At 34.1% G+C, this 23,229-nt stretch carries 19 protein-coding genes; 16 read left to right on the top strand and 3 right to left on the bottom strand.

The annotated features are described in order from the left end of the window. Positions 1–147 precede the first annotated feature (147 nt). From nrdA to yfaE, 3 genes are read left to right on the top strand one after another with little or no spacing between them, the layout of a single operon-like run. Complete coding sequence (gene nrdA, locus AB162_RS01590) at positions 148–2,430, top strand: class 1a ribonucleoside-diphosphate reductase subunit alpha (protein WP_053096903.1); 2,283 nt, start codon at positions 148–150, stop codon at positions 2,428–2,430. A gap of 46 nt (positions 2,431–2,476) precedes the next feature. After that, on the top strand, positions 2,477–3,607 hold the full coding sequence (gene nrdB, locus AB162_RS01585; RefSeq protein WP_053097386.1) for a class Ia ribonucleoside-diphosphate reductase subunit beta: 1,131 nt from the start codon (positions 2,477–2,479) through the stop codon (positions 3,605–3,607). Positions 3,608–3,622: 15 nt separating this feature from the next. Further along, a complete protein-coding gene (gene yfaE, locus AB162_RS01580) occupies positions 3,623–3,874 on the top strand; it encodes a class I ribonucleotide reductase maintenance protein YfaE (RefSeq protein WP_053096901.1) in 252 nt (83 codons plus the stop codon). Between the two features lie 51 nt (positions 3,875–3,925). Here the strand turns inward: yfaE and pta are convergent, their stop codons facing one another. Together pta and AB162_RS01570 are read right to left on the bottom strand one after the other, a co-directional pair. After that, on the bottom strand, positions 3,926–6,064 hold the full coding sequence (pta, locus tag AB162_RS01575; protein ID WP_053096899.1) for a phosphate acetyltransferase: 2,139 nt from the start codon (positions 6,062–6,064) through the stop codon (positions 3,926–3,928). A gap of 74 nt (positions 6,065–6,138) precedes the next feature. Continuing rightward, positions 6,139–7,350, bottom strand: coding sequence for an acetate kinase (locus tag AB162_RS01570; protein WP_053096896.1), 1,212 nt, complete (start codon positions 7,348–7,350; stop codon positions 6,139–6,141). Positions 7,351–7,569: 219 nt separating this feature from the next. Between AB162_RS01570 and ndhC the strand changes: the two genes are divergently transcribed. The 13 genes from ndhC to nuoN all read left to right on the top strand — a co-directional run bounded on the left by ndhC (position 7,570) and on the right by nuoN (position 22,568). Next, complete coding sequence (gene ndhC / locus AB162_RS01565; protein WP_053096894.1) at positions 7,570–7,980, top strand: NADH-quinone oxidoreductase subunit A; 411 nt, start codon at positions 7,570–7,572, stop codon at positions 7,978–7,980. Positions 7,981–8,025: 45 nt separating this feature from the next. Continuing rightward, entirely contained in the window at positions 8,026–8,703 is a 678-nt protein-coding gene (locus AB162_RS01560; RefSeq protein WP_053096892.1) for a NuoB/complex I 20 kDa subunit family protein, read from the top strand. 41 nt (positions 8,704–8,744) lie between these two features. Further along, positions 8,745–10,544, top strand: a complete 1,800-nt coding sequence (gene nuoC, locus AB162_RS01555; protein WP_053096890.1) for an NADH-quinone oxidoreductase subunit C/D — start codon at positions 8,745–8,747, stop codon at positions 10,542–10,544. A 3-nt stretch (positions 10,545–10,547) separates the two neighbouring features. Next, entirely contained in the window at positions 10,548–11,051 is a 504-nt protein-coding gene (gene nuoE / locus AB162_RS01550) for an NADH-quinone oxidoreductase subunit NuoE (RefSeq protein ID WP_053096888.1), read from the top strand. Continuing rightward, positions 11,051–12,385, top strand: coding sequence for an NADH-quinone oxidoreductase subunit NuoF (nuoF, locus tag AB162_RS01545; protein WP_053097384.1), 1,335 nt, complete (start codon positions 11,051–11,053; stop codon positions 12,383–12,385). Before nuoE ends, nuoF begins: the two co-directional genes overlap by 1 nt. 76 nt (positions 12,386–12,461) lie before the next feature. Continuing rightward, positions 12,462–15,209 carry an NADH-quinone oxidoreductase subunit NuoG gene (gene nuoG, locus AB162_RS01540; protein WP_260080716.1) on the top strand — a complete coding sequence of 916 codons (2,748 nt, stop codon included), beginning with the start codon at positions 12,462–12,464 and terminating at the stop codon, positions 15,207–15,209. Then, entirely contained in the window at positions 15,206–16,177 is a 972-nt protein-coding gene (nuoH, locus tag AB162_RS01535; RefSeq protein ID WP_053096886.1) for an NADH-quinone oxidoreductase subunit NuoH, read from the top strand. Before nuoG ends, nuoH begins: the two co-directional genes overlap by 4 nt. Before the next feature lie 46 nt (positions 16,178–16,223). Then, complete coding sequence (nuoI, locus tag AB162_RS01530) at positions 16,224–16,766, top strand: NADH-quinone oxidoreductase subunit NuoI (protein ID WP_053096884.1); 543 nt, start codon at positions 16,224–16,226, stop codon at positions 16,764–16,766. A gap of 27 nt (positions 16,767–16,793) precedes the next feature. After that, positions 16,794–17,318 carry an NADH-quinone oxidoreductase subunit J gene (nuoJ, locus tag AB162_RS01525; protein WP_053096883.1) on the top strand — a complete coding sequence of 175 codons (525 nt, stop codon included), beginning with the start codon at positions 16,794–16,796 and terminating at the stop codon, positions 17,316–17,318. 16 nt (positions 17,319–17,334) lie between these two features. Next, the gene (gene nuoK, locus AB162_RS01520; protein WP_053096881.1) at positions 17,335–17,637 is read left to right on the top strand and encodes an NADH-quinone oxidoreductase subunit NuoK; all 303 of its coding nucleotides are present in this window, start codon (positions 17,335–17,337) and stop codon (positions 17,635–17,637) included. Then, positions 17,634–19,487: an NADH-quinone oxidoreductase subunit L gene (gene nuoL, locus AB162_RS01515; RefSeq protein ID WP_053096879.1), complete on the top strand. Its 1,854-nt coding sequence runs from the start codon at positions 17,634–17,636 to the stop codon at positions 19,485–19,487. Before nuoK ends, nuoL begins: the two co-directional genes overlap by 4 nt. Before the next feature lie 65 nt (positions 19,488–19,552). Further along, positions 19,553–21,094: an NADH-quinone oxidoreductase subunit M gene (nuoM, locus tag AB162_RS01510; RefSeq protein ID WP_053096877.1), complete on the top strand. Its 1,542-nt coding sequence runs from the start codon at positions 19,553–19,555 to the stop codon at positions 21,092–21,094. Positions 21,095–21,110: 16 nt separating this feature from the next. Next, positions 21,111–22,568, top strand: coding sequence for an NADH-quinone oxidoreductase subunit NuoN (nuoN, locus tag AB162_RS01505; protein WP_053096876.1), 1,458 nt, complete (start codon positions 21,111–21,113; stop codon positions 22,566–22,568). A gap of 46 nt (positions 22,569–22,614) precedes the next feature. Here the strand turns inward: nuoN and AB162_RS01500 are convergent, their stop codons facing one another. Continuing rightward, the gene (locus tag AB162_RS01500) at positions 22,615–23,208 is read right to left on the bottom strand and encodes a UbiX family flavin prenyltransferase (RefSeq protein ID WP_053096874.1); all 594 of its coding nucleotides are present in this window, start codon (positions 23,206–23,208) and stop codon (positions 22,615–22,617) included. Positions 23,209–23,229: the final 21 nt, after the last annotated feature.

Raw genomic sequence — 23,229 nt, 5'->3', positions numbered from 1 at the left:
TGCTAAATAAGCAAATCTTATATTAAAATTAATAAATATATTGAACAATACTGATTAACTTGCATTAAAGTCTCTTTATCACTATCTTGTTATTTATTAACATTAAGCAATCACCCATAAGGGTCATACAGACAGGTAAAAAGTCGCATGAGCCAAAGTCTGCTAGTTACTAAACGCGACGGACGCAAAGAAAACATTAATCTGGATAAAATTCATAGGGTAATAAACTGGGCTGCTGAGGGACTTTCTAATGTTTCTGTGTCTCAAGTAGAATTACGTTCTCATATTCAATTTTACGATGGCATCAAAACTTCTGATATCCATGAAACAATTATTAAAGCAGCTGCTGACCTAATATCCATAGAGGCACCTGATTATCAATATTTGGCTGCGCGACTAGCCGTACTTCACCTACGTAAAAAAGCTTACGGAAAATTTGAGCCACCAAAATTATATGATCATGTTTTGCGTCTAGTAAAAATGGGTAAGTACGATAAACATTTATTAGAAGATTATAGTTTTGAAGAATTCGTTAAGATGGATAGTTTTATTAATCACTGTCGTGATATGAATTTTTCATACGCTGCAGTAAAACAACTAGAAGGAAAATATCTTGCACAAAATAGAGTGACTGGAGATATTTATGAGAGCGCACAGTTTCTTTATATGCTAGTCGCCGCCTGCCTTTTTTCTAGTTATCCACCAATTAACCGTCTTGATTATGTTAGGCGTTTCTATGATGCAGTCTCAACATTTAAAATATCATTACCGACCCCGATTATGTCTGGGGTACGTACCCCAACCCGTCAGTTCAGTTCTTGCGTATTAATTGAGTGCGGCGATAGCCTAGATTCAATTAACGCAACATCTAGTGCAATATTAAAATATGTCTCCCAACGTGCTGGTATTGGCATTAATGCTGGCAGAATTCGTGCTATAGGGAGCCCAATTCGTGGTGGGGAGGCTTTTCATACTGGTTGTATTCCTTTTTATAAACATTTTCAGACTGCTGTTAAGTCTTGTTCCCAAGGAGGGGTGCGTGGGGGAGCAGCTACTTTATTTTATCCTATTTGGCATCTAGAAGTAGAAAGTTTACTGGTATTAAAAAATAACCGTGGCGTAGATACAAACAGAGTTCGCTACATGGATTACGGTGTTCAAATTAATAAATTAATGTATCAACGCTTAGTAAATGATGAAAATATTACTTTATTTAGTCCGTCAGAGGTTCCTGGACTATATGATGCATTTTTTGCTGATCAAGAAAAATTCGAAAAATTATACTACAAGTATGAACAAGATGCGAATATCAGAAAAATTAGTATTAAGGCTGTGGAACTTTTCTCACTCATGATGCAAGAACGTGCTTCTACAGGAAGAATTTATGTGCAGAATGTAGATCACTGTAATACCCACAGTCCGTTTGATACCAAAGTTGCACCAATTCGCCAGTCTAATTTATGCCTAGAAATTATGTTACCTACAAAACCTATTGAGAATATTCAGAAAGACAACGGAGAGATTGCTCTATGTACTTTATCAGCATTAAATCTAGGTGCTATCGAAAATCTTGATGATTTCGAAGAACTTACTATGCTGACGGTACGCGCCCTTGATGCGCTACTAGATTACCAATATTATCCGATTCCATCAGCTAAACATGGCGCAATAGGTCGTCGTACTCTAGGGGTTGGTGTTATTAATTATGCTTATTATTTAGCTAAAAATGGAGTACGATATTCTGATGGTAGCGCTAATAATTTAACACATCGTACATTCGAGGCACTTCAGTATTACCTACTAAAAGCGTCTAATAAGCTAGCTAGAGAACGTGGTGCCTGTCCATTGTTTAATGAAACTACTTATTCACAGGGAATATTACCAATAGATACTTATAAAAAGGATTTAGATAGTATCGTCAGCGAACCGCTGCATTATGACTGGGAAGAATTACGTAATAATATTAAACAATCTGGTCTGCGTAATTCTACTTTATCAGCATTAATGCCGTCTGAAACATCTTCGCAGATTTCTAATGCTACTAACGGTATTGAGCCACCACGAGGTCAGGTAAGTATTAAAGCCTCTAAAGATGGGATTCTACGTCAGGTAGTTCCGGAATCTGTGAGATTACATAATGCTTACGAGTTTTTATGGGATATGCCGAGCAACGATGGTTATATACACTTAGTTGGAGTTATGCAAAAGTTTATTGATCAGTCCATATCTGCTAATACTAACTATGATCCATCTCGTTTTCCCAATGGCAAAGTACCCATGAAACAGCTGTTAAAAGATTTACTGACAGCCTATAAATTTGGTGTAAAAACACTATACTACCAAAATACACGTGATGGTGCAAAAGAGATACAAGAAGATATACAGGTTAATTCACAAGAAGATTGTGAAAGTGATGCATGCAAAATTTAACAGTAATCTACCTTACCTGTATCGCATTTATATTATAGGAGCTATCATGAGCTATACAACTTTTTCTCAGAAAAAAAATAATCAATTACTAGAACCAATGTTTTTGGGACAATCGGTTAACATAGCACGCTTTGACCAACAAAAACACGAAATTTTTGAACAACTTATTGAAAAACAACTATCTTTTTTTTGGCGTCCAGAAGAAGTGGATATTTCTATTGATCGTATTGATTATCAATCATTACCTCAACATGAAAAACATATTTTCATTAGTAACCTACAATATCAAACTTTACTTGATTCTATTCAAGGACGTAGTCCTAATATAGCTTTGCTACCACTAATATCAATACCAGAACTAGAAACTTGGATTGAAACTTGGGCTTTTTCAGAAACTATTCACTCGCGTTCTTATACACATATTATTCGTAATATTGTTAATAATCCTTCATTAATTTTTGATGATATTGTTTCTAATATAGAAATATTAAAAAGAGCTAAAGATATTGCTCATTATTATGATGATCTAATTCATATGACTAGTTATTACCATCTTCTTGGGGAAGGACATCATAAAGTTAATGATAATGTGGTAATAGTAAATAAGCATGAACTAAAGAAAAAACTATACCTTTGTTTAATGAGTGTTAATGCACTAGAAGCCATACGTTTCTATGTAAGCTTTGCTTGTTCTTTTGCTTTTGCAGAACGTAAATTGATGGAGGGAAATGCAAAAATTATTCGTCTTATAGCCCGTGATGAAGCTTTACATCTTGCTGGAACACAGCATATGTTAAACCTTATGCGTGTTGGTGAAGATGATCCAGAAATGGCTGATATTGCACTTGAATGCCAACAAGATAGCTATAATATATTCTTATTAGCAGCTAATCAGGAAAAAGATTGGGCTAGTTATTTGTTTCGTGATGGCTCTATGATTGGTCTTAATAAAGAAATTTTATGTCAATATATTGAATATATTACTAACATCCGTATGCAAGCAGTACTGTTAGATATCCCATTTGCTACCCGTTCTAACCCTATTCCTTGGATTAATTCATGGTTAGTATCAGATAATGTTCAAGTTGCTCCGCAGGAAGTAGAAGTTAGTTCCTATTTAGTTGGACAGATCAATTCTGAGGTTAATAGCGAAGACTTCCGTGATTTTCAACTATAATAATAAGTAATATATATGATAATTAAGTTACGACAAAATAATAAAAATGTAGCTTGCGCTAAAATTCATAGATCAATTTTAGATGCATTAGAGATGCACTTAGTTCCAGTTAATTTTCAGTGTCGTGCTGGTTATTGCGGAGCATGCCGTCTACGTCTGCTATATGGCAAGGTGAAATACAACTTAACACCGCTCGCCTTTATCCATAAAGGCGATATTCTACCTTGTTGCTGTCTACCTGTAGAAGATGTTGAGTTAGCATTATGACCTAAGTAATCAATAAGTAATAAGCCGTCAGCATCAATAATAATAAAAATGCTATTTTTTTTTAGCATTGTTAGCTTGAATAGAAGTGATAGCTATTGTGTATACGATATCATCTACTAGTGCGCCACGTGATAAATCATTCACAGGCTTACGTAAACCTTGTAATACTGGACCGATAGAAATTAAGTTAGCTGTACGCTGTACTGCTTTATAAGTAGTATTACCAGTATTGAGATCTGGAAAAATCAATACTGTAGCTTTCCCAGCTACAGGTGAGTTTGGCGCCTTAGATAAAGCAACTTCAGCTATAATTGCAGCATCATATTGTAGTGGACCATCAATTATTAGATCTGGACGTTTTGATTTTGCTAGATAAGTTGCTTTCCGTACTTTATCTACATCGCTACCTACCCCAGAATTGCCGGTAGAATAAGATATCAGAGCAACTCTAGGTTCAATGCCAAAATCAGTAGCTGAGTTAGCAGACTGAATAGCAATTTCTGCTAGTTGTTCAGAAGTTGGATCTGTATTAATTGCACAGTCTCCATATACTAATACTTGTTCTGGTAGTAACATAAAAAACACTGATGAAACTAAAGAATAGCCTGGAGCTGTTCTTATCAATTGTAGTGGTGGACGAATGGTATTAGCTGTAGTATGTACAGCACCAGATACCAACCCATCTACTTCATCTTGTGCTAACATCATTGTACCTAGTACTACATTATCTTTTAGCTGTTCACGAGCTAGATCATCAGTCATTCCTTTAATCTGACGTAACTTTACTAGTGGTAGTAAATATTTATATCTTTCTGCTACTGGATCAATGATTTTGATACTTTTGCTTAATTCTATACCATGTAATGTAGCAACACTTTTAATTTTTGTTGGGTTTCCTAATAGGATACAGGTAGCAATACCTCTATCAGAACAAATAGAGGCAGCTTTAATAGTACGAGGTTCATCACCTTCAGGTAAAATAATGCGTTTATTAGCCTTTCTTGCTTGTTCTGTGATCTGATAACGAAACTCTTGCGGTGATAATAAACTTTTACGTGCTGAACTTTTCTTCAGAGATTTTATCCATATCTTGTCAATATAACCTGCAATATAATTCTGTAGTTTTTCTAATCTAATTTCTTCATCTACTGGTATTGGCAATTTAAAATTTTTTAAGTTAATTAATGTCTGACAAGTATTAGTTGGTACAGTGAATACTGGTAATCCCGTTTGGAAAGCTTTTGCAAATATCTTATATATATTTGGATCTATTTTATCACTACTAGTTAATAATACTGCTCCTATTTTTACACTATTAATTGCTAAACCAAGAGCGGCTATTACTTCAGTGCGATCTGCTTCAATAATTATTAGTGAGCTAGGTTTTACCTCATTCAGCATATTAGGTAAACTACCTGTACAACAGGTTACAGATTTTATTATTCTAAGTTGGATATCACCTTGATTAATAATAATTGCGCTCAAATGGCGCGCTATATCAATAGCACGAATATATATCAATTCAATATTCCAAGGAATGCAACCTAGTACTGGTAAAGGGCTATTTTTATAAATCAGGTTATGATCAAACTCATTGATAATATTGTTATTGTCTTCATGCAATATTGTTGCTAGCTCTATACTAGTATCTGCTGAGTATATTGGTGCATTAATTTTATTAATTATTACGCCAGTTATATTATTATTTTTTCCAAAAATAGCAGATGCTAATTTTATTTGTATTTTTAATTGATCTATTAATGTAGGAATTTGTGTTAGCACAAAAATAATGTCTGATTTTAACATTGTAGCGATTTCATAGTTCACAACATTAGCAAATTGGTATTCACTTGTTGTTCTAATCCCTTCTAATAATATTATTGAAGATTCTTTTGTTTTTTTCTTATGGTAACAAGCTATAATTTTCTCCATGAGTAAATCTTTTTGATTAGAACAAATTAATGACTCTATCTCATAGAGTGAGAGTGGTGTTGTATAAGGAATATTATATTGATTGCATATAATACTAGTAATCAAATCAATATTATTTTTATCATAATCAGTTGTTGCAATTTTGGTAAATACGTTTAAATGGATATTGTTTTGCTCCATAGCACGAATTATGCCTAAGCTAATACTTGTCAAACCTACTCTAGTGCCAATTGGAATTAACATAATGGTACGCGACACAATTATCCCTCTATTTACATTACATATTACTATTTGGTTTTTATTAAAAATATTTGTATTGACTATAATCGTTGTTATAGTGATGATTTTGTTAGACGTGCTGTGTCCCTAGCAATTACTAATTCTTCATTAGTAGGGATAACAATTGCCGGACGACTATTATCTGTTGTAATTTTTCCAGATTTTCCGAATCTATTAGTCAAGTTACGTTCATTATCTACTTCAAAACCAATTATTTTCAATTTTTTAAGTGTAAGCTTACGTATAAGAGCTGAATTTTCACCAATACCACCGGTAAAAATTATCGCGTCTAAACAGTTATTCATCATAGTACTGTAGGCACCAATGTATTTTGCTAAACGATGACAGTATACCTCTATTGCACGGTGTGCATCTTCTTTTTCCATATAGTTATCTTCTATATATCTACAGTCACTAGTCACACCAGTTAAACCAAGTAGTCCCGATTGGTTATTTAGCAAATTCTTAATTTGATCAATTGACATACCTAAAGTATCATATAGATAGAATATAATAGCAGGATCAATATCACCACTACGTGTACCCATCACTAGTCCTTCTAGTGGTGTTAATCCCATAGAAGTATCAATACATTGTCCGTTACTTATGGCAGAAATAGATCCTCCGTTACCTAAATGACAGGTAATTAAGTGAACTTGTTCTACTGGTTTTTGTAGCAATTTAGCTGCTTCACAAGTTACATAAAAGTGACTAATACCATGTGCGCCATAACGACGAATAGCATGTTTTTGATATAAATAGTATGGTAATGCGTAAAGATAAGCTTTTTCTGGCATTGTTTGGTGAAATGCCGTATCGAACACTGCTACATTTTTACTAGCAAGCTGTGGAAAAGCATTCAGTGCTTTATTAATTCCAATTATGTGTGCTGGGTTATGTAATGGAGCAAATGGAATCGATTGTTCAATTTTTTTTATTACATCATTAGTAATTATTACTGATTTTGTAAAATTATTTTTTCCATGAACAATACGATGGCCGATCGCTGTTAACTGTAAGTATAATTCTGTATTTTTTTTTAAAATATATTTTACTATAAAATTAATAGCTTCATCATGTGCACTACCAGTGCCTAAGGCTGCATATTGTTTGATGCCATTGATATTCCATGTTATTTGTGCTTTAGATAAATTCAAGTATTCGGCAATACCTGATAAATGTTTTTTTCCTTTAACAACATCAATAACAGCGAATTTTAGGGATGAACTGCCACAGTTAAACACTAGCACTAACTGATTAGACATATATCTAAGTACCTATATTAATATTTGGTATAATCAAATATTAATTATAAATTTTCAATTTTTCAATTAAGTTATAAATATAGTTATAGTAAGTCAATTACTAGTATAATTTTTTATAATATTACTTTAATTGATTAATAATAACTTATCCATATAACAGTAAACAATATATTCTATATTACATATATAAAAATATTACAAGTAGTAAAGAGAATATCCATGACCATTGAAGTTATTGCTCAATATTGGGCATTTACTATTTTTGTTATTGGTGCTATAGGGCTATGTGCGTTGATGCTAATATTAAGTTTTATTCTAGGAGAGCGCCGTAATATAGCAGTAGTACATTCCAAAAATTTGCCTTTTGAATCAGGTATTAATTCTGTAGGAACCGCTAGATTACGGCTGTCAGCTAAGTTTTATTTGATAGCCATGTTTTTTGTAATTTTTGATGTAGAAGCTCTCTATCTATACGTATGGGCTAGGGTTTTTCATGAAGCAGGATGGTTAGGGTTTTGTGAGGTAACTATTTTTATTTGTATCTTACTCGTAGGTCTATTTTATCTAATACGTATTGGTGCACTTAATTGGACGCCAAATCGTTCATTACGCTGTAAAATTAATAAATAAGCAAATACTTAATAAGTAACTTAACACTAATAATGAGAAATTAAAATGGATTACACACTAATCAGTGCGGAATCAAGTTATAAAAAAAAAAATAATAATCTGTTAAAAACAACAGAGAGTGGAGTATCTCAACTAGAGCAAAATATAAATAATAGTATTTATTTAGGTAAGCTTAATAATATTATACATAATTTAGTAAATTGGGGACGAGGTAATTCACTATGGCCCTATAACTTTGGTTTATCCTGCTGTTATGTGGAAATGACTACTTCTTTTACTTCTGTACACGATGTAGCAAGATTTGGCTCTGAAGTGATCAGAGCTTCACCAAGACAAGCAGACTTTATGGTTATTGCTGGTACGCCATTCATAAAAATGGCCCCTATTATTAAGAGGCTATATGATCAAATGTTAGAACCTAAATGGGTAATTTCCATGGGGTCATGTGCTAACTCTGGTGGTATGTACGACATTTACTCAGTAGTACAAGGAGTAGATAAATTTCTACCTGTAGATGTATATATTCCAGGATGTCCACCACGACCTGAGGCATATATTCAGGCGCTTCTACTTTTACAAAAATCTATAGGAAAAGAGCGACGTCCACTATCTTGGATAGTGGGTGATCAAGGTGTTTATCGTGCAAAGATGGAATCTGAACGAACTAGAAAACACGGAGAGCGTATAGCAGTAACCTACCTGCGTTCTCCGGAAAAAATTTAAAATTTATTACTATACTGGTTATTATTGGAAAGATAACTATAATGAATAAGTTATTAATAAAAAGCATTATTCCACCTAATGTGGATCATAAATCTAATCTATATGATAGTGTTATTTTTGAATTAATTAATAATTTTGGTACTGAAGCTTTTATTATACAATCCACCCTGACTAGTATTCCGGTAGTTTGGGTTAAGCGTGAGCAAATTGTAGATTTTATCATTTTCTTAAAGCACATGCCTAATCCATATATTATGCTATATGATTTACATGGAATAGATGAACGTCTTAGAACTCATCGTGATGATTTACCTAATGCTGATTTTACTGTGTGCTATCATCTAATATCTATAGATAGAAATAGTGATGTTATTATCAAAGTTCCACTATTAGAAAATAATATGTCCGTTCCAACAATAACTAATATTTTTCCTAATGCTAACTGGTATGAACGAGAAACATGGGATATGTTAGGTATAATATTCCATGGGCATCCTAACTTGAAACGTATTCTTATGCCTATTAGTTGGGTGGGGCATCCACTTCGTAAAGATTATCCAGCGAGGGCAACAGAATTCGATCCATTTGTTCTTACAAAGCAAAAAGAAGAAAAAGAAATGGATGATCTTAGTTTTAAACCAGAAGAATGGGGTATGAAACGGAGTAATGATAATGAAGACTTCATGTTCCTTAATTTAGGACCTAACCATCCATCAGTTCATGGGGTATTCCGTATTATTTTACAACTAGATGGTGAGGAGATTATAGATTGCGTACCAGATATAGGTTATCACCACCGCGGTGCGGAAAAAATGAGCGAACGTCAATCTTGGCATAGCTATATTCCATATACTGATCGCGTAGAGTATCTGGGAGGTTGTGTTAATGAAATGCCTTACGTCATTGCAGTAGAAAAGTTAGCTGGTATAGTAGTCCCAGATAAAGTTAAGGTTATTAGAGTGATGTTATCTGAACTATTTCGCATAAATAGTCATCTATTATACATTGGCACCTATATACAAGATGTCGGTGGAATGACGCCAATATTTCTAGCGTTTACGGATCGTCAAAAAATTTATGATGTAATTGAAGCAATAACCGGTGCTAGGATGCATCCTGCCTGGTTTCGTATTGGCGGCGTAGCACAAGATCTCCCATATGGCTGGGAACAATTACTAAGTAATGTTATTGACTGGTTACCTAATAGGTTGAATAGTTATGTCAAGGTAGCTCTAAAAAATAGTATACTACGTGGTCGTTCCGAAGGCATTGCTTCTTATGGTGCTAAAGAAGCATTAGATTGGGGAGTAACAGGTGCAGCACTACGTGCTACTGGTATCAGCTTCGATGTTAGAAAATGGCGGCCATATTCTGGTTACGAAAATTTTGATTTTGATGTTCCCATAGGGAATGGGATTAGTGATTGCTATAGTCGTGTAATGCTAAAAGTAGAAGAGATATATCAAAGTATTCGTATTTTAGAGCAGTGCCTAAAAAATATGCCAGCTGGCCCTTTTAAAGCTGATCATCCTTTAACTACCCCCCCACCTAAAGAACGTACGCTTAAGCATATTGAGACGCTCATTTCTCATTTTTTGCAGGTTTCTTGGGGACCAGTAATACCTGCTAATGAATCATTTCAAATGATCGAGGCAACTAAGGGGATAAATAGCTACTACCTTACTAGTGATGGTAGTACTATGAGTTACCGTACACGTATACGTACGCCTAGTTTCCCTCATTTACAACAGATACCTACCGTAATTCGTGGTAGCTTGGTCTCAGATTTGATCGTATATTTAGGTAGTATTGATTTCGTTATGTCTGATGTGGACCGATAAGATATGTATCAACAATATGATATTACTCAATCTAAAAATTTTGCACTTAGTTCTGATGTATTAGAAGCTATTGAGCAAGAAAAACATAACTACGAGGACACACGTGCAGTAGCTATAGAAGCATTAAAAATAGTTCAGCAAAAATATGGATGGGTACCTGATAGTGCCATTAATGCTATTGCCAAGTTATTAGGTATCACTAGTAGTGATGTAGAAGGTATAGCAACTTTTTATAGTCATATATTTCGTCAACCTGTTGGTAGACACGTGATATTGTACTGCGATAGCGTAGTTTGCTATATCACAGGTTATAAAATGATACTAGCTAAGCTAGAACAGTGTCTAAATATTAAATCAGGTCAAACTACTTCTGATAGACGCTTTACTTTATTACCCACCTGTTGTTTAGGTAATTGTGATAAGGGGCCTACTCTAATGGTAGATAACGATACTCATATTTTGCTTACTCCTAATAAAATTGGTGCATTATTGGATCAATATTTATGATTAGAAATATTATTAATAAATCCCCAGAAACACATCCTCTAACTTGGCGTGTACGAAATGATCATAATCCAGTATGGATTAATGAATATAAGAGTAAAAATGGTTATTTTGGTGCAAGTAAGGCACTCCATTATATGGAGCCAAAAGAAATAATTAATTTAATAAAAGATTCATGCTTAAAAGGTCGTGGTGGCGCTGGTTTTTCTACTGGAATAAAGTGGAGTATGATGCCTAAAGATAATGAGTCAAGGCATATTCATTACTTGTTATGTAATGCTGATGAAATGGAGCCTGGTACTTATAAAGATCGTTTTTTGATGGAGCAATTACCTCATTTACTGATAGAAGGAATGCTGATTGCCGCTTTTACTATAAAAGCTTCTCGGGGCTATATTTTTTTACGTGGCGAATATATTAATGCTGCAGAAACTCTACGCAGAGCGATCAAAGAAGCTAATACAGCAGGATTACTTGGTAAAAATATTTTAGGTAGTGGATTTAATTTAGATATTTTTTTACATACAGGTGCTGGACGTTATATTTGTGGCGAAGAAACAGCACTGATAAATTCCTTGGAAGGACGTCGTGCTACACCAAGATCAAAACCACCTTTTCCTGCTAGTATCGGAGTATGGGGTAAACCAACCTGTGTCAATAATGTAGAAACATTATGTAATGTACCAGCCATATTAGAATATGGGGTAAAATGGTATAAAAGTATAAAAGCTAAAAACGCTAGTAAGGATACAGGTACTAAGTTAATGGGGTTCTCTGGACGAGTAAAGAATCCGGGATTATGGGAGCTCCCATTTGGGATCACTGCTCGTGAACTATTAGAAGATTACGCTGGAGGTCTAGTAGATGGTCTTAAACTTAAAGCCTGGCTACCTGGCGGAGCCAGTACTGGATTTTTAACTGAAAATCACTTAGATGTCCCAATGGACTTTGAAAATATTAGTCAAGCAGGTAGCAGACTAGGAACAGCGTTAGCAATAGCAGTAGATAATACTATTAATATGGTTGCATTAACACGCAACCTAGAGGAATTTTTTTCTCGTGAATCATGTGGCTGGTGTACTCCATGTCGCGATGGTTTACCATGGAGTGTTAAGTTACTTAGTGCGCTTGATAATAGAAAAGGACAACCAGGTGATATTGAAATTTTAGAGCAACTATGTAGTTGTCTAGGACCAGGTAAGACATTCTGCGCCCATGCTCCAGGTGCTATTGAACCACTACAAAGCGCTATAAAATATTTTAGAGTAGAATTTGAAGCTGGTATTGCTGATTATTTTAGCAATACTAGTAAAATTACTTGTATACACAATAATTAATTAAGCTTATTTATTATTACAATCTGTTTACTAAACATACACTTAGCTGCAGGTTTAACTGTTTTTTTACTTGAGTATGCTGACTATGGTTACTATTTATATAGACGGCAAACAGTATGATGTTAAAGAATCAAACAATCTACTAGAAGCATGTCTTTCTTTAGGTATAGATATTCCTTACTTTTGCTGGCATCCAGTACTTGGTAGTGTAGGAGCTTGCAGACAGTGCGCTATTAAGCAATATCATAACGTTGATGATACTAGTAGTGGAAAACTAGTGATGTCTTGTATGACTCCAGTAGTAGCAGGGATGATTATCTCTGTTAATGATCATGAAATAAGACAATTTCGTAAAATTGTAGGTGAATTACTAATGATCAATCATCCTCATGATTGTCCAGTATGTGAGGAAGGTGGACACTGTCATCTACAAGATATGACTGTTATGACTGGTCAATATATACGTCGTTATCGTTTCACTAAACGTACTCATTATAATCAATATTTAGGACCATTCATATCGCACGATATGAACCGTTGTATAACTTGCTATCGCTGTATACGTTATTATAAAGATTATGCTGACGGATTAGATTTTGGTGTTTATGGTACTCATGATAATATTTATTTTGGTAGATTACAAGCAGGGGTACTAGAGAGTGAGTTTTCTGGTAATTTAGTAGAAATGTGTCCTACTGGAGTTTTTACTGATAAAACTCACTCTGAACGTTATAACCGTAAGTGGGACATGCAGTTTGCCCCTAGTATCTGCCAACAATGTAGTATTGGCTGTAATATCAGTCCAGGCGAACGCTATGGAGAATTACGCCGTATTGAAAATCGCTACAATGGTAGCGTAAATCACTATTTTTTATGTGATATTGGTCGTTTTGGGTATGGTTATGTCAATTTAAAAAATAGACCAAGTAAGCCATTACAGCGACGCGGTAACGATTGGATTTCTCTTAATGTGGAACAAGCATTACAAGGTGCTGCAGATATCTTGCGCCAAGCAAATAAAATTATTGGTATTGGTTCACCACGTGCAAGCCTTGAAAGTAACTTTGCTTTACGCCAACTAGTAGGTAAAGATAATTTCTATATAGGTATTGCCGAAAAAGAGCAATATCGCTTGTCCTTAATACTTAAGGTATTAAAAAATAGTGGCATTAAAACTCCTTCTCTAAGAGAAATAGAGAGCTATGATACAGTACTCGTATTAGGCGAAGATATTACCCAGACTGGCGCCCGTATAGCTTTAGCAGTTCGTCAGGCAGTAAAAGGAAAAATGCGGTCAATAGCAGCATCGCACAATATATTAGACTGGCAAATAGCTGCAATAATGAATGTTGGGCAAAATGAAAAAAACTTACTATTTGTCACTAATGTTGACAAGACTAAACTAGATGATGTAGCAGCTTGGAGTTATCATGCTCCAGTAGACGATCAGGCTAGGCTAGGTTTCGCAATAGCTAATGCTTTGGATAATAGAGCTCCAGAAGTTAAAAATATAGATCAAGCATTACACCTTAAGATTGAATTAGTAGTTAATGCTTTGGTTAATGCTCATAAACCATTGATCATTTCAGGTAGTAACGCAGGTAGTGATAATATTATCGCTGCTGCTGCTAATATAGCTCTTGCTCTAAAATTGAGAGGTAGTGATGTAGGTATTAGTTTTGTTGTGTCTAGTGTTAATAGTATGGGCCTAGCGATGATAGGTGGGGGTAGTTTAGATAATGCACTTAGTGAACTTGAACAAGGTGCTGCTGATAGTTTAATTGTGCTAGAAAATGATCTATACAGACATGCGCTAGCTTCACGCATTGATCATGCTTTAGAAAATATAACTAATTTAATAGTTATTGATCATCAGCGTACTACTGTACAAAATAAAGCTAATTTAATTTTGTCAGCGACCTGTTTCGTAGAAAGTAATGGTACTGTAATAAACCAAGAAGGACGCGCTCAGCGCTTTTTTCAGGTATATAATACGAGCTACTATGATCAACAATTGATCAGATTAGAAAGCTGGAGATGGCTACATTTACTACAAGTAACTTATCTAAGTAGTGAAGTAAAATGGACTAACATTGATCATGTTATTGATTCTTTAGTGCAGGAATTACCACATTTATCTGAAATTAAGCAAGCTTCTCCAAGCTCTAATTTTCGTATTCATGGTCAAAAACTTACGCGCTCGCCTAACCGCTACAGTGGTAGAACTGCTAACATTGCACATCTTAGGGTACATGAACCCCGTGTATCGCAAGATAATGAAACCATGTTTACCTTCTCTATGGAGGGGAATAATGATCCTATTTCACCGCGTCAACAAATAGCATTCCCATGGGCACCTGGTTGGAACTCACCACAATCTTGGAATAAATTCCAAGAAGAAATTGGTGGTAATTTGCGTTATGGTAATCCGGGAGTAAGATTGCTAGAAGCTAATAACAAAATATTAAACTTAGATTGGTTCAAAATAATTCCACCAAGTTTTGTTATGCCGAAGGACGGGACATGGCGTGTGGCACCTTACTGGCATCTTGTAGGTAGCGATGAAACTTCACAAATGTCGCCGTTAATTAATAAGCATATGCCAGCGCCTTATGTAGTCATTAGTAGTATAGCTGCTATTAGATTAGGTATTAGTAGCGGATCAATGTTAGCTTTTAGTTATGATAGTCAAGATTGGTGTTTACCTGTAAGATTTAGCGATCGCCTAAGTGATGGTCATATTGGATTGCCTCTAGGGTTTCCTGGTATTCCGCCGATAATGGCGGGATTAAATGTAGAAAATCTAAGAGAGGTAAAAAAATGATTTTCTGTACAAAGAATATAGACATACTTATTACAATAGTAAAAGCTATTGTGATACTGTTATCTGTAGTCACTATTGGTGCTTATATGAGTTTTTTAGAGAGGCGTTTACTAGGTTTATTTCAGCACAGATATGGACCTAATAGAGTTGGATGGGGTGGATCACTACAGCTATTAGCAGATATAATAAAAATTTTATTCAAAGAAGACTGGATACCACCTTTTGCCGATAGAAGTATTTTTATATTAGCGCCTTTAATAGCTTTTACTTCGCTACTAATTACTTTCGCTATTATCCCAGTTAGCTATAATTGGGTCGTTATTGATCTAAATATTGGGGTACTATTTTTCTTAATGATGGCTGGCTTATCGGTATATGCAGTTCTGTTGGCCGGTTGGTCAAGTAATAATAAATACTCATTATTGGGTGCTATGCGTGCTGCCGCTCAAACATTAAGCTACGAGGTTTTTCTTGGTTTATCAATGATGGGAGTAGTTGCGCAAGCTGATTCTTTCAATCTTAGCGATATAGTGTTAGCTCAATCAAATATTTGGAATGTAGTACCACAGTTTTTTGGCTTCATAACATTTTATTTAGCCGGAATAGCAATATGTCACCGTCATCCATTCGATCAACCAGAATCAGAACAAGAACTAGCAGATGGTTATCATATAGAATATTCTGGAATGAAATTTGGGCTATTTTTTATAGGTGAGTATATTAGCATTATTACTATATCTGCGTTAACAGTAACACTATTCTTTGGTGGCTGGCAAGGTCCACTGTTACCACCTTTTGTTTGGTTTGCTATTAAAACTGCGTTTTTTATGATGTTATTTATATTAATACGTGCTGCCTTACCACGTCCGCGTTACGACCAAGTGATGATGTTAGGCTGGAAAATTGGTTTACCGCTTACTTTACTTAATTTACTAGTAACAATAGCAATTATATTATTTTACTCATAAATATAGTATATATCATAAATTAAATATAGTGTAGATATTATCTATTATGAATTTTAAAAAATTAGCGATCGGTTGTTTTACTATCTTACGTAGTATCTGGCTAATTGGCATACAAGCTTTTAATAAACGCGAAACTCAACTGTATCCTGAGGTAAAAATCAAAAATACTTCACGTTTTCGTGGTAGAATTATACTTACTAGAGATCCAGATGGTAATGAGCGTTGTGTTGCGTGTAACCTATGCGCAGTAGCTTGTCCAGTAGATTGTATTTCTTTACAGAAAACAGAAACTAAAGATGGACGATGGTACCCTGAGTTTTTTCGTATTAATTTCTCACGTTGTATTTTTTGTGGTTTTTGTGAGGAAGCTTGTCCTACGACAGCTATTCAACTAACTTCAGATTGTGAAATGAGTGAATTTAGACGAAAGGACCTTATTTATGAGAAAGAAGATTTACTTATTTCTGGTCCTGGTAAATATCATAAATATAATTTTTATCGTAAAACTGGGATAGCTATTAGTGGTAAAGATAAAGGTGAAGCAGAAAATGAATCTAAACCAATAGATGTTACCAGCTTATTGCCTTAAATAAACTAAGGATACAAGGATCCTATAATGGAACTAATATTTTATTTTTCTGGCCTGATAGCTATATTATCTGTTTTACGTGTTATTACCCATAGTAAACCTATCCCAGCACTATTATATTTTATAATTTCATTACTAGCTATTGCTAGTATATTCTTTTGTTTTGGTGCTTATTTTGCCGGAGCTTTGGAAATAATAGTATACGCTGGCGCGGTAATGGTGCTATTTATATTTGTTATGATGATACTTAATATTAGTGAAAGTAGTCAACTACAGGCTAAGCAGCATGAATTATTGAAACCTATAGTATGGTTAGTACCTTCGTTATTATCAATAGGACTACTTATTTTATTATTACATGTTTTCTTGGGTACAGCTGAACAACATATTATTAATAATTCTCAGATAATTGACACTAAAATAGTCGGAATATCGCTATTTGGTCCTTATATATTAGCGGTTGAGTTAGCATCAATGCTATTACTAGCTAGTATGATAGCATCATATCACCTGGGATATAAAGCAAGTTATTACCATAATAAAAAAAGATAACCTTGGAGAATAAAATATGATCCCATTATCATACGGTTTAATCTTAGCCGCTATTTTATTTCTATTAGGGCTCACTGGGATAATGATTCGTCGTAACTTTTTATTTTTACTACTAGGTTTAGAAATTATGATTAATGCTGCTGCACTAGCTTTAGTAATAGCAGGTAGTTATTGGGGGCAGGCTGACGGACAAGTAATGTATATCATTGTAATAACAATAGCTGCTGCTGAGGCTAGCATAAACCTAGCACTATTACTACAGTTACAACGCTACCGACAGACATTTGATATTGATATTCTTAGCGAGATGTACGGATGACTTTACTTTGTTTAATAATATTGTCACCTATATTAGGTTTTTTACTATTAGCATTTTCTCAAGGACGTTGGTCAAATAATATAAATGCTACTATTGGTGTAGGAAGTATCGGTATCTCAGCACTTATAACTGCTTGGTTTTTATTAATTAGTAGGTACTCTACTACTGGTAATATAATCTGTTACCAACACCTGTGGACATGGATATCAGTAGAAAATTTTAATTTAGTATTTAACTTAAGACTTGATGAACTATCTCTTGCTATGCTTGTGATTATTACTGGGGTGGGTTTTTTAATTCATCTATATGCATCCTGGTATATGCATGGTCAAGATGGCTACTCACGCTTTTTTGCTTATACTAATTTGTTTATTGCTAGCATGATACTATTAGTTTTAGCAGATAATTTAATGCTTATGTATTTTGGTTGGGAATTAGTAGGACTATGCAGTTATCTACTAATAGGTTTTTATTATACAAATATTACTAATAATAAAGCAGCTATGAAATCATTTATTATTACTCGTATTGGTGATGTACTACTAGTGTTGTCTATATGTTTACTTTATTACCAATTAGGAACATTAAACTTCCAAGAAATGATAATGATAGCGTCACAAAACTTCGCTAGTGGTTCGAAAGTGATAACATACGCTACTATGCTACTTTTATGCGGGGCAGTAGGCAAATCTGCACAAATTCCACTTCAAACCTGGCTAGTAGATGCTATGGCAGGTCCAACGCCAGTATCAGCTCTAATTCATGCAGCTACTATGGTAACAGCCGGAGTTTACCTAATAGTACGAACCAATGGATTATTTTTATTAGCACCTGATATACTACACATAGTAGGCTGGATTGGTGCTATTACGCTAGTAATAGCATGTTGTTCTGCCCTGGTACAGACAGATATAAAAAAAATTCTAGCGTATTCTACTATGAGTCAAATTGGTTATATGTTCCTAGCTCTAGGGGTACAAGCATGGAATGCAGCCATTTTTCACCTTATGACTCATGCTTTTTTTAAAGCTCTGTTGTTTCTATTCGCTGGAAGAATAATTTTAGCATGTAATCATGAGCAAAATATTTTTAAAATAGGTGGTTTACGTAAATCATTTCCTCTTGTTTATATTGGTTACTTAGTAGGTTGTGCAGGACTATCTGCGATACCATTAGTAACAGCCGGCTTTTATTCTAAAGATGACATCTTATATTGTGCCTTAGTTAATGGCACAAGTACCCTAATGTGTTTTGGCCTAGCTGGGGTATTTCTCACTTCTATGTATACATTCAGGATGTTATTCGTATTATTTCATGGCCAAGAACATATTAAGGTTTATTCTATCCGTGATAGAAACATATGTTATTATTTTCCTTTAATAGTACTAATAATATTATCTACCTATATAGGTACTTTAATCCATCAACCACTAGCAAAAATATTACCATTAAGTGATGTAATTATTGATAATAAGCATATTTTAATTGAGATTGTATCTAGTACTTTAACAATAATTGGTCTTTGTCTAGCTTCTTTATTATGGCTTGGCCCAAGCTCTATTATCAATAGATTTTCTGCTAATATATTAGCAAAATATATTTTAATATATTGGTTCAATAACTGGGGTTTTGATTATATATACAATAAGTTATTTGTTCAGCCTTATTTAGCTATTGCTAAGCTTTTATATTACGATCCACTAAATTTAATTATTAATGCTATAGTAGTACAGATTAAATGGTTGGGACTATGCTTAAAGATAAGTGAGAATGGTAAGTTACGTTGGTATGCTGCATCAATGAGTTTAGGGGCATTAATAATTATGTTACTAATTTTATTTAATGTATAATAAAATTGTATATTATATATAAAAAAATAATTTTTAAGTAAAATTAATAAGGAAATGAAAATTTCATGTTACTACCATGGCTCATTTTAATACCTTTTATTGGTGGTGTAATCTGCTGGCAAAGTGAATCATTAGGAAGCAAAATACCACGTTATATTGCATTTATTGCTATGGTACTTACTACCGCGCTATCATTATTAATTTGGTATAAGGGAAAATTCCATATTAATATTGCACAGGGATTACCACAATGGCATTCAGAATATATTTTGCCTTGGATTCCCCGTTTTGGCATTAGTATTCATTTTGCTTTAGATGGCCTATCGATACTCATGGTAGTTCTTACTAGTTTTTTAGGAATACTAGCTATTCTCTGTTCCTGGAGAGAAATTCAGCGTAACAAAGGTTTTTTTTACCTTAACTTACTATGGATATCAGGCAGTGTAATTGGCGTATTTATGGCAATAGATATATTTCTTTTTTTCTTTTTTTGGGAAATGATGTTAGTTCCTATGTACTTCTTAATAGCATTATGGGGTCATAAGGCATCTGATGGTCAAACACGTATCACCGCAGCGACAAAATTTTTTATTTATACTCAAGCTAGTGGTATGGTGATGCTGGTAGCTATATTAGGTCTAGTATTTGTACACTATCATGTGACTGGAGTATTAACTTTTAACTATAATGATTTATTATTAACACCTATGTCAGAAAGATTAGAATATCTTCTAATGCTTGGTTTTTTCTTAGCTTTTGCTGTTAAAATGCCGATAGTACCACTACATGGATGGTTACCTGATGCTCATAGTCAAGCTCCTACTGCTGGTTCAGTAGATTTAGCTGGAATTTTACTAAAAACAGCAGCCTATGGCTTACTACGTTTTAACCTGCCATTATTCCCGCATGCATCATATAATTTTGCCCCAATAGCAATGTTGCTTGGAGTCTTTAGTCTTTTCTACGGAGCCTGGATTACTTTTTCACAACAAGATATTAAACGGCTTATAGCTTATACTAGTATTTCCCATATGGGCTTCGTATTAATAGCTATCTATAGCTGGAACCAACTAGCTATTCAGGGAGCTATTATGCATATGATAGCTAATGGTTTATCTGCTGCTGGTATGTTTATTATCTGTGGTCAGTTATATGAACGGTTACATACTCGTGATTTGCGTAATATGGGCGGCTTATGGAGTAGTCTTTACTTTATTCCAGCTTATTCACTATTTTTCGCTATGGCAATGTTAGGTTTACCTGGTACAGGAAACTTTGTTGGCGAGATAGCTATTATATTGGGTTGCTTTCCAGTAGTACCTATTATTACTATGATTTCTGCTTTTAGCTTAATTTTTGCTTCAGTATATTCTCTAATAATGATGCAGCGTGCTTACTATGGTCCAGTAAAATATCACTATCAAGTAGAAAAAATGACAATCAGAGAACAGATTATTATCATGTTTTTAGTAATACTACTAGTGCTAATAGGCTGTGTACCACAACCTATTATAGATACTTCTTCTGCTACTTCTGCTACAATCAGTAATATTAATAAGCACTGGTCTATTATATCACAAACAGATAATATTATCTTATATCAATGACAAGGCAGTAATATAAATGAAAACAATTACTACACTATTACCGCTTTTACCGCTGTTAATAGTAGGATTAACTGTGGTGGTTGTTATGTTGTGTATTACTTGGCGACGTCACCATTTGATGAACGCAACCTTGACAGTCATAGGCTTAAATATAGCTTTATTTTCACTTTTTTTTGTGTCGCATAATGGCGTAACTGATGTAACGCCACTTATACGTATTGATAAATTTTCGATATTTTATATAGGTTTAATACTTATAGCTAGTGTAGCAACTAGCATCTTAGCTTATAGCTGGCTAACTAGTTATGCAGGTAACAAAGATGAATTCTATCTATTAGTACTTATAGCTACTATTGGTGGAATTTTATTAGCTTGCGCTAATCATCTAACAGCACTTTTACTGGGAATTGAACTAATATCTCTACCTATATTCGGTATGATAGGATATGCATCTAGTAAAAAATATTCTCTTGAAGCTTGTATTAAATACACATTATTATCTTCCGCTGCTTCATCTTTTATGTTATTCGGCATAGCATTGGTATATGCGGCCACCGGTCAACTATCTTTTGTTGGTATTGGTAATATTATAACTATCAGTCCAGTTATGCTATATAATCCTATGCTATTAGCAGGTTTAGGAATGATGATAGTTTGTATAGGTTTTAAGCTATCATGGGTACCATTTCATTTATGGACACCAGATGTGTATCAGGGTGCACCATCACATGTTGCTACTTTTTTAGCTACTGCTAGTAAAGTAGCTATTTTTGCTAGCGTAATTCGCTTCTTTCTTTATACTCAGTTAACACAGCACGAGGGAATAAAACTAGTATTAGCTATTATAGCTTTATGTTCAATGCTTTTTGGTAACCTAATGGCTCTAAGCCAGTGTAATATTAAACGGGTACTAGGTTATTCTTCAATTTCTCACTTAGGCTATGTACTAGTAAGTTTACTTGCCCTACCAAATAACCTAGCTTTAGAAACTGTAGGCGTATATATAGTAGGTTATATGTTTGCTAACTTAGGTGCATTTGGCGTAGTTAGTTTGATGTCTCATTCTTACCCAAGAGATGATCTATTTTATTATCGTGGATTATTTTGGCAGAAACCAATTCTTTCTGCTGTCATGACAGTTATGATGCTATCTTTAGCTGGTATTCCAATGACATTAGGTTTTATCGGTAAATTCTATATTATTACATTAGGAGTGAATACACACCTATGGTTGCTAACTAGTACGGTAGTAGTTAGCAGTGCTATAGGTTTGTTTTACTATTTACGTATTATGATTAGCTTCTACTTACATCCTAAACCATACTTTAGTAGTGATTATAATTTTAACTGGGCGTTAACTGGTGGTGGAATAATTATTATAATTTCATTAATACTAGTCTTATTACTTGGGCTGTATCCACAACCATTAATCAATATTGTGCAGTGGGCACAACCAATGAATGGAATGGTTTAGGTTTATTGATGATATAAATGTTATCATCATTAATTATTAATTGTTTTTAGTTAATACCTTGCCAAGGTTTAACTAGATATTTAGATTGATACAAATTAATTTCTAACTGATCTAGAGTCCGATTGACAGTTTGATCAATAATATCGCTTATTTTACTAGGCCTGTGATAGAAAGCAGGGACCGGTGGCATAATAATAGCTCCTAGCTCAGTAGCTTTAGTCATCATCCTTAGATGACCTATATGTAATGGTGTTTCTCTTATGCATAAGACAAGTCTTCTACGCTCTTTTAGAACAACATCTGCTGCACGTATTAGTAAGTCGGTGCTATAACTGTTAACTATGCTGGAAAGTGTTTTTATTGAACATGGTAAAATAATCATACCAGTAGTTTTAAAAGAACCAGAACTAATACTAGCTGCCAGATTACGCACGTCATGTACTACGTCGGCTAAGGCATTTACTTCGCATATAGTAAAGTCTGTTTCTAGCTCTATGGTCTGATAAGCTACTCTACTTAAAATAAGATGAATTTCAAAATTATCATTATTATTAGGTAAATTTTTCAGCACTTGTAATAAACGTATACCATAAATAGCGCCACTAGCGCCAGTAATACCAACAATTAAACGTTTTTTCATATCAATTAAATATATTATTTT

The organism is Candidatus Palibaumannia cicadellinicola (genome assembly GCF_001269425.1).
Classification (GTDB): domain Bacteria; phylum Pseudomonadota; class Gammaproteobacteria; order Enterobacterales; family Enterobacteriaceae; genus Baumannia; species Baumannia cicadellinicola_A.
This window is presented reverse-complemented; position numbering and strand designations above follow the sequence as displayed.

Coding starts and splice junctions, on each gene's coding strand:
- nuoK (WP_053096881.1), top strand. CDS start 17,335: ATGATCCCATTATCATACGGTTTAATCTTAGCCGCTATTTTATTTCTA.
- nuoN (WP_053096876.1), top strand. CDS start 21,111: ATGAAAACAATTACTACACTATTACCGCTTTTACCGCTGTTAATAGTA.
- nuoJ (WP_053096883.1), top strand. CDS start 16,794: ATGGAACTAATATTTTATTTTTCTGGCCTGATAGCTATATTATCTGTT.
- nrdA (WP_053096903.1), top strand. CDS start 148: ATGAGCCAAAGTCTGCTAGTTACTAAACGCGACGGACGCAAAGAAAAC.
- nuoC (WP_053096890.1), top strand. CDS start 8,745: ATGAATAAGTTATTAATAAAAAGCATTATTCCACCTAATGTGGATCAT.
- nuoM (WP_053096877.1), top strand. CDS start 19,553: ATGTTACTACCATGGCTCATTTTAATACCTTTTATTGGTGGTGTAATC.
- AB162_RS01560 (WP_053096892.1), top strand. CDS start 8,026: ATGGATTACACACTAATCAGTGCGGAATCAAGTTATAAAAAAAAAAAT.
- AB162_RS01570 (WP_053096896.1), bottom strand. CDS start 7,350: ATGTCTAATCAGTTAGTGCTAGTGTTTAACTGTGGCAGTTCATCCCTA.
- AB162_RS01500 (WP_053096874.1), bottom strand. CDS start 23,208: ATGAAAAAACGTTTAATTGTTGGTATTACTGGCGCTAGTGGCGCTATT.
- nuoH (WP_053096886.1), top strand. CDS start 15,206: ATGATTTTCTGTACAAAGAATATAGACATACTTATTACAATAGTAAAA.
- ndhC (WP_053096894.1), top strand. CDS start 7,570: ATGACCATTGAAGTTATTGCTCAATATTGGGCATTTACTATTTTTGTT.
- nuoG (WP_260080716.1), top strand. CDS start 12,462: ATGCTGACTATGGTTACTATTTATATAGACGGCAAACAGTATGATGTT.
- nuoE (WP_053096888.1), top strand. CDS start 10,548: ATGTATCAACAATATGATATTACTCAATCTAAAAATTTTGCACTTAGT.
- nrdB (WP_053097386.1), top strand. CDS start 2,477: ATGAGCTATACAACTTTTTCTCAGAAAAAAAATAATCAATTACTAGAA.
- nuoL (WP_053096879.1), top strand. CDS start 17,634: ATGACTTTACTTTGTTTAATAATATTGTCACCTATATTAGGTTTTTTA.
- nuoI (WP_053096884.1), top strand. CDS start 16,224: ATGAATTTTAAAAAATTAGCGATCGGTTGTTTTACTATCTTACGTAGT.
- yfaE (WP_053096901.1), top strand. CDS start 3,623: ATGATAATTAAGTTACGACAAAATAATAAAAATGTAGCTTGCGCTAAA.